Raw genomic sequence first — 13,192 nt, 5'->3', positions numbered from 1 at the left:
GTCAGCTGGCTCAATCATCAAGCACGGCGGCCACGGGCGCAAGCGGCTTCGGACCCTGCCGGTCAGGATCTGCGACAATACGCCCCCATTTTTGCCCGCAGCCTGTTGCCACGTGGCCCGATCCCGCTCCCGCATCGACCGTACCCCGTTCCAGACCGAGATCCTCGACCTCAGCCATGATGGTCGTGGCGTTGCCCGCCGTGAAGGCGAGGGCGGCAAGGTCACCTTCGTCAGCGGCGCCCTGCCGGGCGAGGTGGTGATGGCTGAACAGACGGCCCGCAGCCGCCATTTCGACGAGGCCCGCACCGTCAAGGTGCTGCAGGCCTCGCCGCAGCGCGTGACCCCGAAGTGCCCGCACTTCGGCACCTGCGCCGGCTGCGTGCTGCAGCATCTGGACGAAGACCAGCAGATCGTCGCCAAGCAGCGCGTGCTGATGGACAACCTGGCGCGGATCGGCCATGTGAAGCCGGGCGCCGTGTTGCCGCCGCTGGTCGGCGAGAGCTGGGGCTACCGCCGCAAGGGCCGCTTCTCGGTGCGCCGGGTCGAAAAGAAGGACAAGACCCTGGTCGGCTTCCGTGAACAGGATCCTCGTTTCGTGGCCGACCTCAGCCAGTGCCTGACGGTGATTCCGGAAATCGGCACCAAGGTCGAGGCGCTGTCCCTGTTCATCGAATCGCTCGATGGCAAGCGCGACATTCCGCAGATCGAGTTCATCGCCGGCGATCAGGCCGTGGTGCTGACCGTGCGCCACCTGCAGCCGCTCAGCGAGGCCGACCGCGCCGCCTGGGCGGCCTTTGGCCAGCAGCATGGTTTCGTGATCTACCTGCAGTCCGGCGGCGTGGATACCGTGCAGCCGCTGGACGGGCAGGGCGTGCCGCTGTCGTTCCGGCTGGCGCCGTGGGATGTGGAACTGGCGTTCCGTCCTCTGGACTTCATCCAGGTCAACGCCAAGCTCAACGAGAAGATGATCGCCCACGCCCTGGACCTGCTGGAGCCGGGTGAGGACGAGCGCGTGCTGGACCTGTTCTGCGGCCTGGGCAACTTCACCCTGCCGCTGGCGCGCCGTGTGCGTGAAGTGGTGGGTGTGGAAGGCGACGCCGGGCTGGTGGCGCGTGCCCGCGAGAATGCCGAGCGCAACGGCCTGGCCAATGCGCAGTTCTTCAGCGCCGACCTGACCCAGGACCAGCGCAGCACCGCGTGGATGCGCCAGGGCTTTGACAAGCTGCTGCTGGACCCGCCGCGCTCGGGCGCGATCGAAGTGCTGCAACAGCTGCCGCTGAAGCAGTTCAAGCGCATCGTCTACGTCAGCTGCCACCCGGGTTCGCTGGCACGTGATGCCGGTTACCTGGTCAACGAGCAGGGCTTCACCCTGGTCAGTGCCGGTGCGATGGACATGTTCCCGCATACCGCGCATGTGGAAAGCATCGCGGTGTTCGAGAAGCGCTGATCGCCTGTCATGCCCATCGCGCATAATGGCGCGATGGGCATCGAAATCGAACGCAAATTCCTCGTCAGCAGTGACGACTGGCGTGCCGCCGCGCACCGGGTGATCCCGATGGCGCAGGGCTACATCAACGACATGGGCGCGCTGGATCGCGGCACCCAGAACGCCTCGGTGCGGGTGCGCATCGAGGGTGACCACGCCGCGCTGAACCTGAAGTCGCGCACCATCGGCCATACCCGCCAGGAGTTCGACTACCCGATCCCGGTCGAGGACGCGCGCGCGCTGCTGGCGCTGTGCGTGGGCGGCCTGATCGACAAGCGCCGGCATCTGGTCGAGCACGCCGGGCTGACCTGGGAAGTGGACGAGTTCCTGGGCGGCAACGCCGGCCTGGTGGTGGCCGAGGTCGAACTGGACAGCGCCGACCAGGCCATCGACCTGCCGGACTGGGTGGGCGCCGAAGTGACCGACGACGCCCGCTACTACAACGTCGCCCTCGCCAGTCACCCCTATTCACAGTGGTGAACCCCTGAAAAGGGGACGGAGGGGATTAAGTCGCATTCACCCCACCTGTGCGGAAAGCGACTTAATCCCCTCCGTCCCCTTTTTTCGGCAGGGGCGGGCCCCATGTCGGGGGGATGAGAATCGACATCTATTCCGACGTGGTCTGTCCCTGGTGCTGGATCGGCAAGCATCGTTTCCAGCAGGGCGTGCAGTTGCTGGGCGCCGACGCGCCTGATCTGGACATCCACTGGCAGCCGTTCCAGCTGGATCCCGATGCGGACGCCACTCCGGTTCCGCTGCGTGAGGCCTATGTGCGCAAGTTCGGTGGCGCAGAGCGTACCGAGCAGATCCTCAGCCAGACCCAGACCACCGCGCGTGCCGAAGGCCTGCCGATGGACTTCAGCCAGGGCCAGGTGCGGGTGACCACGCTGCCGGCCCATCGGGTGCTGTGGCTGGCCGGGGAGCATGGGGTGCAGGAGGCGGTCGGCGAGGCGTTGTTCCGCGCCCACTTCGAGCAGGGCCAGAACCTGGCTGACCCGGCGGTGCTGATCAAGGCCGGCGTGGCCGGCGGTCTGGACGCGGGCGAGATCGCGCAGATGCTGGCCTCAGACCGCGGCCTGGCCGAAGTGGAGGCCAGGCTGGCGCAGGCCCATGCGCTGGGCATTTCCTCGGTACCGACCTTCGTCATCGATGGGAAATGGGCCATTTCCGGGGCACAGCCGCCCGAGGCGTTCGCCAACGCCCTGCGCCAGATCGCCGCCGAGCAGGCCGCCCCGGCCGCTTCGGCCGACGGCGACGAGGCCTGCGGCGCGGACGGCTGCAAGGTCTGAGCAGATCGCGGTCAGAGCCCCTGCGGGGATCCGACCCCGGGGTCAGATCCGCGCTGCGGCTCTGACCCCACGCTTCCCTTTTAGCTTGACCACTGCGCCTGTCGGCCGGTTCTGCGACAATGCGGCACTGCGCCATGAGGGCGCGCGTTGTGGAGATCGACCATGCTGCTGATCGGCGTTGCCGGCACCGAACTGACCGCCCAGGAACGCGACTGGCTGCAGCACGATGCCGTGGCCGGGGTGGTGCTGTTCACGCGCAACTTTGCTTCGCGCCAGCAGGTGACCGATCTGAGCGCGGCCATCCGCGCCGCTGCGCCGCGCCCGCAGCTGATCTGCGTGGACCAGGAAGGCGGCCGCGTGCAGCGCTTCCGCGAGGGCTACAGCGCGCTGCCGCCGCTGCAGGAGATCGGCGCGATGTACGCCACCGATCCGCAGCAGGCGTTGGCCATGGCCGAGCAGCACGCCTGGCTGATGGCCAGCGAGGTGCGAGCCAGCGGCGTGGACCTGAGCTTCGCGCCGGTGGTCGATCTGGGCCGCGGCAATCGCGCCATCGGCAACCGTGCCTTCAGTGAAGACCCGCACGTGGTGGCCGCCTTCACCGCCGCCTACGTGCGTGGCATGCACGCGGTCGGCATGGCCGCCACCCTCAAGCATTTCCCCGGCCACGGCACCGTGCTGGAAGATACCCACGTCGATACTGCGATCGATCCGCGCGCGCTGGACGAACTGCGTGCGCAGGACCTGGTGCCGTTCCAGGCCGGCATCGCCGCCGGTGCCGACGCGGTGATGATGGCGCACGTGATCTACCCGCAGGTGGCGCCGGAGCCGGCCGGCTATTCGCCGCGCTGGATCCAGGACATCCTGCGTGGCGAGCTCGGCTTCCGTGGCGTGGTGTTCTCCGACGACATCGGCATGGCCGCCTCGCACAGCGCCGGCGGTGTGCCCGCGCGCGTGCACGCGCACCTGGACGCCGGCTGCGACGTGGTGCTGGTCTGCCACCCCGAGCTGGTCGATGAAGCCCTGCACGCGGTGCAGGGGCGCTCCCTCAATACTGCTGCGCTGCTGGGCCTGATCGGCCGCGGCGCGCTTGGCTGGGATGGCCTGTTGGCCGATGCCCGCCATGGCGACACCCAATCCCGTCTGCTTGAAACCCTTGGAAGAACCGTCTGATGCCCAACCTCACCATTTCCCAGGCCCTGGCCCAGGCTGACCTGCTGGTCGACCGCCCCACCATCGACAAGGCCATCGCCGGTATCGCCGACGCCATCGCGCGCGATTACAAGGGCGAGGTGCCGCTGTTCCTGTCGATCATGCACGGCGCACTGCCGTTCGCCGGCCAGCTGGCGCTGGAACTGGGCGCGCGCGGCCAGGACGTGCAGTTCGATTACCTGCACGCCACCCGCTACCGCGGTGAAACCACCGGTGGCGATCTGGTCTGGAAGCACAAGCCGGCCACCTCGCTGTTCGGCCGCCGCGTGCTGCTGGTCGACGACATCCTGGACGAGGGCTACACCCTGCAGGGCGTGCGCACCTGGTGCCTGGAGCAGGGCGCGACCGACGTGCGCATCGCCGCGATGACGGTGAAGAAGCACGATCGCGCGCTGCCGGACGTGACCGCCGACTACGCCGGCATCGAACTGCCGGATCGTTACGTGTTCGGCTTCGGCATGGACGTCAACGAAACCCTGCGCTGCGTGCCGGCCATCTACGCAATGAAGGAATAACGGCGCGGCCGCCCGCGGCGCACCGCTTCCACCGCCGGCATCCTCGGGTGCCGGCGTTCGTCTTTTCATGGAGTGCTTCGAATGCAACAGATCGCCCTGGCCGTGATCGGCGGTACCGGTGTCTACAACCTGGCCAAGCTCGACGACGTGCAGACCCACGAGGTCGACACCCGTTTCGGCCGTCCGTCCGGCCCGGTGCGGGTGGGCACGCTGCTTGGCCACCGCGTGGCGTTCCTGGCGCGCCATGGTGAAGGCCACTCGCTGCCGCCGCACAAGATCAACTACCGCGCCAACCTGGCCGCGCTGCAGCAGCTGGGCGCGCAGCGGGTGCTGGCGTTGAACACCGTGGGCGGCATCACCGAACACTTTGGCCCGCGCGTGCTGGCCTGCCCGGACCAGATCATCGACTACACCTGGGGCCGTATCAGCACGATCTGTGAAGAAGAGGGCACCGACGTGGTTCACGTCGATTTCGGCCATCCGTACACGCCGATGCTGCGCAGCAAGATCCTGGCGGCGGCCAAAGTGACCGGTGTCACGGTCCATGACGGTGGCTGCTACGGCGCCACCCAGGGCCCGCGCCTGGAAACCATCGCTGAAATCGCCCGCATGCGCCGCGACGGCTGTGACCTGGTGGGCATGACCGGCATGCCCGAAGCCGCGCTGGCACGGGAGCTGGGCCTGGATTACGCCTGCCTGGCGATCATCGCCAACTGGGCCGCCGGCTGCGGGGATGGCGAGGAGATCACGATGGCCGAAGTGCTGGCCAATGTGCAGGCCGCCAGCAACGGACTTCCGGAACTGGTGGGCGAATTGGCACGGGGGTGATTGTCTTCCCCGAGCAAGCTTTGCATACTCAGCTTGTGCGCGGGTTCAGCGTACACCACCCATTCATTGCATAAGGTCTCGCATCACCATGCCGAACGGTACCGTCAAGTGGTTCAACGACGCCAAGGGATTTGGCTTCATCTCGCCGGAGGATGGCAGCGCCGACGTGTTCGCGCACTTCTCCGCCATCAACTCCAAGGGCTTCCGCAGCCTGCAGGAAGGCCAGCGTGTCACCTATGACGTGACCCAGGGCCCGAAGGGTGCCCAGGCTTCGAACATCACGCCGGCCGAGTGATCCACTCGACAGTGCGTTGAAAACCCCGCTTCGGCGGGGTTTTTTTTGCGCAGTAGATCCGCGCCATGCGTGGATGCCGTGCGCGGCCTCCCTTCTCCATTCGCAACCCGCCTCGGGCACAATGCGGGCATGACGGAACGACTGCGCATCGCCGTGATCGGCTACGGCACCGCCGGCCAGGCATTGGCCATCCTGCTCACCCGTGACGGTCACCAGGTGGAGATCTTCGAACGGGTGCCGACGCCGGGGCCGGTCGGCGCCGGCTTCCTGCTGCAGCCCAGCGGCCTGCAGGTGCTGTGGCAGATGGGCCTGCTCGACGCAGTGCGCGCGCATGCCGCACCGGTGCACCGCCTGTACGGCGACACGCCGTGCGAACGTGCGGTGATGGACATGCGCTATGACGGCCTGGACGCACGGCTGCATGGCCTGGGCATGCAGCGCGGTGCCCTGTTCTCGCTGCTGGACGACGCACGTGGCGGTGCCGGCCAGCTGCACGCCGGCACCACCATCGTCGATGTGGACAGCGCGCAGGGCCGCGTGCGCGACAGCGAAGGTCGCCTGCACGGCCCGTTCGATCTGGTGGTGGCCGCCGACGGCGCAGCCTCGACCCTGCGCGGCACCCTTGGCGGTGGCACTGCGCTGGACCGTGTGTATCCGTGGGGCGCGCTGTGGTGCCTGCTGCCGGCCGAAGACTGGCCACACATGCAGGAACTGCGGCAGCGCTACGTGGCCGCGCGCAAGATGATCGGGCTGCTGCCGGTCGGCACCCGGCCCGGCGACGACACGCCGCGACTGAGCTTCTTCTGGAGCCTGCCGCGCAGCGACTTCGAGCGTTGGCAGGCCGATGGCATGGCGCCGTGGCTGGACGAGCTGCACGCGCTGTGGCCGCAGGCCAGCGCCCGCTTCGCGCATCTGCGCGAGACCGGCCAGCTGGCGCGCGCGGTCTACCGCGATGCGGCGATGACGCGTTGGCATCAGGGTCGCATGGTGCTGGCCGGTGATGCCGCCCATGCAATGAGCCCGCAGCTGGGGCAGGGTGTGAACATGGCGCTGCTGGATGCCGTGGCGCTGCGCGATGCGCTGCGCAGGCACGGCGCGGGCGCCGAAGCATTGCAGGCCTACCAGGCGCAGCGGCGCGCGCACGTGGCGGTGTACCAGCGCTGGAGCCGTTGGCTCACGCCGCTGTTCCAGTCCGAGCGCGACGCCTGGGCGAAGGCGCGTGATGTGCTGCTGGGGCCGATGGGAAAGCTGCCGGGCGGTCGTGGCCACATGCTGCGTGTGCTCAGCGGCACCCAGCATGGCTGGTTCGGTTCGCTGGCGCTGGATCCGGCTTTCATCACTGCGATGGCCTGCCGCGAGCAGGCGCCTGCAGTCATCGCCGCAACAGCACGTGCGTGAAGCAATCCGTCACGTGAATTAACGGTTGCATCACTGCGGTTATGCGAAAAGAAGTGAGCACGCGACAGTCGCGTCGCCCGTTTTCCTTTCCGTGATCAACATCGCGCGTGGCCCGGGCGGCACCGCCGTTGCGGCCTGTTGCGGCCCGGACGTGCCGCGTGATGTTGAAAGAGGAGGACGCCATGTTGTTCGCGGTCGAGGAGCTGGATTCGGAAATCTGCAAGCTGCGCGGTCTGCTGCAGATGCTGCACGAAGACCAGCCCGACGTACTGGAAGACGTGTTCGAGTTCCATGTCGGCAGCCTGATCAGCCATGCATCGCCGGAGCACCACGCGCGCATCCGCAGCTGTGCGCAGGACATGCTCGCCGCGATCCGGGCACTGCCACGGCGGCGCGATGATGACACCGCCGATTTCCAGTTGATGCCGCAGCTGGGCGTGCGCCCGGCCTGATTCAGCGCGTCGGCAGTGCCACCAGCCCGCCCTCCACGCAGGCGATCATCTGCTCGCCAGGGGCGGGGACCGGCACGATTCCGGCGGTGAAGGTGGAGAAGGCGGGCAGGATCGTCATCCCCTCGCGCAGCCAGAACGCGGGAAAGCGCCGCCGCAACGCGGGCAGCGCGATCTGCGGGTGCAGATGTCCTGCAATCACATGCCTTGCCGGATCGGCCACAGGTTCATGGCGCAGCAGGAAGGGCCCGAGCGGAACATCGTCATGGATCCGGACCTGCAGCTGTGCGTGGGCGAGGTGCCGGTCGTGGTTGCCACGCACGACATGCACCTCCAGCCCCGCATTGCGTTCGCGCCAGCCCTGCCAGTGCTGGTACCACGCCGCGCGATGCGCCGGCCCGTGCAGGATGTCGCCGAGGATCCACAGTTCGCGGCAGGCATGTGCATCGAGCAACGCCTGCAGGCGCTGAAGGTCGTCAACGGTGCCGCCGCTGGGCAGTGCGATGCCGGCACGACGGAACACATCGGCCTTGCCCAGGTGCAGGTCGGCGATCAGCAACGCCTGTCGTGCCGGCCAATACAGGGCGCGGCTGCCGAGCAAGCGCATGGGCTCGCCGGCAAGCGGCAGCAGATGCTCATCGACCATGGCGGTGCTCCAGCTGCTGCGCGGCACGCTGCACGCGGGTGCGCCAGTCTTCGTTGCTGAACTGCCCGCGCAGGCGCTCGGCCCACAGCGGAAAACCCAGCGGCGTGAGTGATGCCGGCTGCTGCAGCGACAGTGCCTGGGTACCGATCCGATCCAGTACCTGCTGCAGGCCCGGCAGGTCCAGGCTGTCGTGCAGCACTTCGCGCTCGGCCAGTGCCAGCAGAAGATGGCCCGGGTCGTGCTCGCGCAGCACGTCATGGAGCAATCCCGCCGAGGCCTGCAGCTGGCGCAGCGAACGTGGCATGCCGCCGGGCAGGCTGGGAACCAGCAGGCCGGCCACACGCGCGATGCCGCGGAACTGGCGGCGTGCCAGCTCGCCCAGATTCACCGCCGCACGCAGGTCGTCGAGCAGTTGTTCACGGCTGAACAAGGCGCGCCACTGCGGCAGCTCGAGTTCGATGGCCTGCGCCGGTGCCAGCACCAGACCATGATCGTTCACCGCATAGCCGATGCTGTTGCGCTGTCGGCGGGTGCAACGCAGCGCCAGCAGCGCCGCCAATGCCTCGTGCACGTGGCGGCCGGCAAAGGGATAGACGAACAGGAACTGGCCGTCGCGACGCCTCACGTCTTCCACCAGCAGATGATCCGCACCGGGGCGTGCCGACAACTGCGCCTGCAGTGCCAGCAGCGGCGACAGCCAGCGCGATTCGGCGCTGTCATCGGCACCGGACAATACCGCTTCCAGTTCGCGGCCCAGGGCCATCGACAGCGGCAGCTGTCCACCCTGCCAGCGTGGCACGACGCCGTCACCGCGTCCGCGCGCCAGCCGCACGAAGGCGGTCAAGTCACGCAGCTGCACCAGCTCCAGCAGGCGCCCGGCGAACTGGAAGCGATCACCCCGGCGCAGGCGGCTGGCGAACTGTTCCTCCACTGCACCGAGCCCGCCGCCGCGCAGGAACTGCACGCGCACGCTGCCATCGCTGCTGATGGTGCCGATCGACAAGCGGTGCCGCAGCGCCTGGCGGCGATCATGCATGCGGTAGCTGCCATCGGCATCGCGCACGACCTTGTGGAAGTCCGGGTACTGCGCCAGCGCCTGCCCACCCTGCACGATGAACTCCAGCACGGCCTGCCACTGCGCGTCGCCCAGCGCGGCGAAGGCATGGGTACGTCGCACCTGGGCGAGCAGTGTCTGGCTGTCGAAGCCACCGGCCAATGCGCGGCTTACCGCATGCTGGGCCAGCACATCCAGCGACAGCGTGGGCGGCCGGCGTGCTTCGACCACGCCTTCACGCAGTGCACGGCGCACGGCCGCATATTCGGCCAGTTCCAGTGCATGGCTGGGGACGCACAGGATGGAGCCGCTGGCACCAGGGCGATGACGTGCACGCCCGGCGCGCTGGCGCAGGCGCGCCACCCCTTTCGGGCTGCCCAGCTGCAGTACCTGTTCAACCTCGGGGAAATCCACGCCGAGGTCGAGGCTGGAGGTCGCCACCACGCAGCGCAGCGTACCGGCGCGCAGGCCCTCTTCCACCTGCTGGCGCAGCGCCGGGTCCAGCGAGCCGTGATGCAGCGCCAGCGTATCGGCGTCCTCCGGCCATACCGCCGCCAGCGCCTGGTGCCACAGCTCGGCCTGCGCGCGGGTGTTGGTGAACAGCAGGCTGCTGCGTGTGGCCATCAGCGCATCCAGCACGCGTGGCAGCTGCGCCAGCCCGAGGTGGCCGGCCCACGGAAAGCGTTCGCCGGGCGCCGGCAGCAGGCTGCGCACGGTGATCGGGCGCGAACGGACGCCCTGCACGATGGGAGCGTCCGGCCTGTCGGGCAGCAGCACCTCGCGGGCCTGCGCCAGGTTGCCCAGCGTCGCCGACAATCCCCACAGCTGCAGCGAAGGCGCAGCATCGCGCAGCACCGCCAGATTCAACTGCAACAGCACGCCGCGCTTGTTGCCCAGCAGCTCGTGCCATTCGTCCACCACCACGCAGCGCAGCTGGCGCATGCGTGGCAGCGTGTCGGGATAACTCAGCAGCAGCGCCAGCGATTCGGGCGTGGTCACCAGCACGTCGACGCGGCCCTCGCGCGCCTGCCGTCGCTCGCGGTTGCTGGCATCAGCACTGCGCAGGCCGACCCGCCAGCCCAGTCCCAGGCCATCGATCACCGTCTGCAGCGCACGGGCGGTGTCGCTGGCAAGTGCGCGCAACGGCGTCACCCACAGCACCTGCAGCGGCCGCACCGCACTGGCACGGCGCGGTGCCGGCAGCGGATCGATCATCGCCTGCAGCAGCGGACCGCCGAACATGGCCAGGGTCTTGCCGCTGCCGGTGGGCGTGTGCAACAGCCCGGACTCACCGGCCAGGTAGTGCCGCCACATCGCGCGCTGGAACGGCAGCGAGCGCCAGCCGCGTGCCGCGAACCAGTCTTCCAGCCGGCGCAGCGCCTGGCTGCGCGTCATCGCGCCAGCGCCTGCAGGGCGGTCAGCCGGTCGGCTTCGCTGGCCGGCTTGTCGTGGCGCCAGCGCAGGATGCGCGGAAACCGCACGGCAATGCCCGACTTGTGCCGCGCACTGCGGTTGACCGCCTCGAAACCCAGTTCGAACACCTGTTCGGCACGCACGCTGCGCACTGGGCCGAAGCGTTCGCGCGTATTGGCGCGGATCCAGCGGTCGAGCGCGAGGATTTCCTTGTCGTCCAACCCCGAATAGGCCTTGGCCACCGGCACCAGCGTGTCGCCGTCCCACACCCCGAAGGTGTAGTCGGTGTACAGCGTGCTGCGCCGTCCATGCCCGGCCTGCGCGTACAGCAGCACCGCATCGATGGTGAGGGGATCGACCTTCCACTTCCACCAGTCGCCGCGTCGTCGCCCTGATTGATAGACGGAGGCGCGGCGCTTGAGCATCAACCCTTCGACGCCGCGATCGCGCGCGCCATCGCGCAGTGCGGCGGCCTGCCGCCAGCCCTCGGCAGCAACCTCCGGCGAGATCTGGATGCGCCTGTCATCCAGCGCGCCGATCAGCTCGGCCAACCGTGCACGCCGTTGCTGCAGCGGCAGTGCGCGCAGATCTTCGCCGTCCTGTTCAAGCAGGTCGTAGGCGAGTACGCGCACCGGCGTGTTGCGTAGCGTCGTCGCGCCGGGTTTGCGGCGCTGGATGCGGGTCTGCAATGCGGTGAAGGCACGCGGCAGGTCGCCGGTTTCATCCCAGGCCAGCAGCTCGCCATCCAGCACGCAGCCCTCGGGCAGCGCCAAGGCAGCCTGCTCGATCTCGGGAAAGCGGCCATCGAGGCGTTCCTCGCCGCGCGACCATAGCGCCACTTCGCCGCGCCGGCGCAGCAGCTGCAGACGGATGCCATCCCATTTCCACTCCAGCAGCCAGTCTTCGATCGGACCGAGCCGTTCGCCCGTTTCGCCCTCCATCGGCGAGGCCAGGAAGAACGGGTAGGGCTGCTGCCGATCCTGCGGCAGTTCGTCGGCCGACAACAGCTGCGCCAGCAGGCCGGGCGAGGGTACCCACGCACCGAGCATGCGCTGGGCGATGCGTGCGATGTCCAGGCCGGACCATTCGGCCAGTGCCTGCTGCACCAGCCGCTGCGAGACACCCACGCGCAGGGCGCCGGTCAGCAGCTTGTTGAACACCAGGCGCTCGCCGCTGCGCAACTGCTGCCAGCCGGCGACGACCGCCGCGCGGCGCGCTGCCTCCGGGTGGTTGGCCACGGCCAGCAGGTGCTGTTCGATCCAGTCCGACAACGGCCGGTCGGCGGCGGGATGCAATGGATCATCCAGCAGCAGGGTCAGTGTTTCGGCCAGGTCGCCGACCTGGGCATAGCTGTCTTCCACCAGCCAGGCGGGCAGACCGGATTCTTCGGCGATCCAGCTGCGCAGCTCGCCACTGGCGGCGATCCTGCGGCGTGCGCCACCCACCTTGCCACCGCTGAGCAGGTACAGCGCCCATGCAGCGTCATGCGCGCGGGCGTGGCGGAAGTAGTCGACCAGCGCGGCACGCTTGTCCAGGGTGGCCGTGCTGCGGTCCAGGCGCTGGTAGAGCGCGGCGAAGGCCTTCATTCCTCGCTCCCGAAATCGGTGCGGAAGGCTTCGGCGGCGATGCCGCGCTCGCGCAGGAAGGGAATCAGCGCATCGGTATTGCCATGGGTGGCGATCACCCGCGAGGCGCGCGTCTGCTCGATAGTGTGCAGCAGCGCGGGCCAGTCGGCGTGGTCGGAAATGACGAAACCGCGATCGACATTGCGACGCCGGCGATTGCCACGCAGCTGCATCCAGCCCGAGGCGAATCCCAGCTGATGGCGGCCGAAACGGCGCATCCAGGGCGTCCCGGCCGCCGACGGCGGGGCCAGGATCAGCTGGCCGGCGGCATCGGGCTGTCGTCCCTGTTCGGCCACGGCCAGCGTTTCCAGCATCGGCACGCCGGCCTGCCGGTAGACCGCCACGCCATTGGCGATGGCGCCATGCAGCCAGGCGGGCCGGTCATCCAGCGGCAGCAGCTCGGCCAGTACCCGCTGCGCCTTGCCCAGCGCGTAGCACAGCAGGATGGCCGCTTCGCCGCGCTGCGCGCATTCGCGGCGCCAGGCCACGATCTCGGCGGCCACCGTGGCGGTGTCCGGCCAGCGGTAGATCGGCAACGCGAACGTCGCCTCGGTGATGAAGGTATCGCAGGGCACCACTTCGAACGGCGTGCAGGTCGGGTCGGGCTGGCGCTTGTAATCGCCGGAGGCCACCCAGACCTGCTCGCCGTCATCGATGCGCACCTGCGACGAGCCCAGCACATGGCCGGCAGGATGCAGCGACACCTGCACCCGGCCCATGCCGAAGGCCACCCCGTCGGCATGGCTGTGCACCTGCACATCGCCCAGCCGCCAGCGCAGGATCGGCAGGCTGCCCTGGCTGCAGTGATACTCGCCCATGCCCGGGCGGGCGTGATCGCCGTGGCCGTGGGTGATGATCGCGCGCGGCACCGGCCGCCAGGGATCGATATGGAAATCGCCGGCGGCGCAGTAGAGCCCCTCCGGGCGCAGCACCACCAGATCGTCGTTGCCTGTCATGCCACCACTGTGGCCGCGCCCTCGTGCAC

13 protein-coding genes are annotated in these 13,192 nt (G+C 68.8%); 9 read left to right on the top strand and 4 right to left on the bottom strand.

The window, feature by feature from the left end:
- Positions 1 to 112: 112 nt before the first annotated feature.
- From rlmD to C9412_RS08225, 9 genes are all read left to right on the top strand, one after another.
- Positions 113 to 1,447 (top strand): 23S rRNA (uracil(1939)-C(5))-methyltransferase RlmD, encoded by a 1,335-nt coding sequence (gene rlmD, locus C9412_RS08265; RefSeq protein ID WP_107231172.1) that lies wholly within the window; start codon positions 113 to 115, stop codon positions 1,445 to 1,447.
- Positions 1,448 to 1,480: 33 nt separating this feature from the next.
- Positions 1,481 to 1,966: a CYTH domain-containing protein gene (locus C9412_RS08260; RefSeq protein WP_107231268.1), complete on the top strand. Its 486-nt coding sequence runs from the start codon at positions 1,481 to 1,483 to the stop codon at positions 1,964 to 1,966.
- A 113-nt stretch (positions 1,967 to 2,079) separates the two neighbouring features.
- Positions 2,080 to 2,775 (top strand): DsbA family oxidoreductase, encoded by a 696-nt coding sequence (locus C9412_RS08255; RefSeq protein ID WP_107231171.1) that lies wholly within the window; start codon positions 2,080 to 2,082, stop codon positions 2,773 to 2,775.
- 162 nt (positions 2,776 to 2,937) lie between these two features.
- Entirely contained in the window at positions 2,938 to 3,945 is a 1,008-nt protein-coding gene (nagZ, locus tag C9412_RS08250; protein WP_107231170.1) for a beta-N-acetylhexosaminidase, read from the top strand.
- A complete protein-coding gene (locus C9412_RS08245; RefSeq protein WP_005410592.1) occupies positions 3,945 to 4,499 on the top strand; it encodes a hypoxanthine-guanine phosphoribosyltransferase in 555 nt (184 codons plus the stop codon). Before nagZ ends, C9412_RS08245 begins: the two co-directional genes overlap by 1 nt.
- A gap of 81 nt (positions 4,500 to 4,580) precedes the next feature.
- Positions 4,581 to 5,327, top strand: coding sequence for an S-methyl-5'-thioinosine phosphorylase (locus C9412_RS08240; RefSeq protein WP_049430529.1), 747 nt, complete (start codon positions 4,581 to 4,583; stop codon positions 5,325 to 5,327).
- A gap of 88 nt (positions 5,328 to 5,415) precedes the next feature.
- Positions 5,416 to 5,622, top strand: a complete 207-nt coding sequence (locus C9412_RS08235; RefSeq protein WP_005410590.1) for a cold-shock protein — start codon at positions 5,416 to 5,418, stop codon at positions 5,620 to 5,622.
- Between the two features lie 129 nt (positions 5,623 to 5,751).
- A complete protein-coding gene (locus tag C9412_RS08230; RefSeq protein ID WP_107231169.1) occupies positions 5,752 to 7,020 on the top strand; it encodes an NAD(P)/FAD-dependent oxidoreductase in 1,269 nt (422 codons plus the stop codon).
- 182 nt (positions 7,021 to 7,202) lie between these two features.
- The gene (locus tag C9412_RS08225; protein WP_107231168.1) at positions 7,203 to 7,472 is read left to right on the top strand and encodes a hypothetical protein; all 270 of its coding nucleotides are present in this window, start codon (positions 7,203 to 7,205) and stop codon (positions 7,470 to 7,472) included.
- Between the two features lies 1 nt (position 7,473).
- On the opposite strand, the gene pdeM is transcribed toward C9412_RS08225, so the two are convergent.
- From pdeM to C9412_RS08205, 4 genes are read right to left on the bottom strand one after another with little or no spacing between them, the layout of a single operon-like run.
- Positions 7,474 to 8,115 (bottom strand): ligase-associated DNA damage response endonuclease PdeM, encoded by a 642-nt coding sequence (gene pdeM / locus C9412_RS08220; protein WP_107231267.1) that lies wholly within the window; start codon positions 8,113 to 8,115, stop codon positions 7,474 to 7,476.
- Positions 8,105 to 10,564 (bottom strand): ligase-associated DNA damage response DEXH box helicase, encoded by a 2,460-nt coding sequence (locus C9412_RS08215; RefSeq protein WP_107231167.1) that lies wholly within the window; start codon positions 10,562 to 10,564, stop codon positions 8,105 to 8,107. The genes pdeM and C9412_RS08215 overlap by 11 nt, the downstream gene beginning before the upstream one ends.
- The gene (locus C9412_RS08210; protein WP_107231166.1) at positions 10,561 to 12,168 is read right to left on the bottom strand and encodes an ATP-dependent DNA ligase; all 1,608 of its coding nucleotides are present in this window, start codon (positions 12,166 to 12,168) and stop codon (positions 10,561 to 10,563) included. The genes C9412_RS08215 and C9412_RS08210 overlap by 4 nt, the downstream gene beginning before the upstream one ends.
- Positions 12,165 to 13,163, bottom strand: a complete 999-nt coding sequence (locus C9412_RS08205) for a ligase-associated DNA damage response exonuclease (RefSeq protein WP_107231165.1) — start codon at positions 13,161 to 13,163, stop codon at positions 12,165 to 12,167. The genes C9412_RS08210 and C9412_RS08205 overlap by 4 nt, the downstream gene beginning before the upstream one ends.
- Between the last annotated feature and the right edge of the window lie 29 nt (positions 13,164 to 13,192).

Origin of the sequence: Stenotrophomonas sp. Nf1 (assembly GCF_003028475.1) — a bacterium.
Classification (GTDB): domain Bacteria; phylum Pseudomonadota; class Gammaproteobacteria; order Xanthomonadales; family Xanthomonadaceae; genus Stenotrophomonas.
Note: the sequence above shows the minus strand (reverse complement) of the source record. Positions and strands in the feature narration are given on the sequence as shown.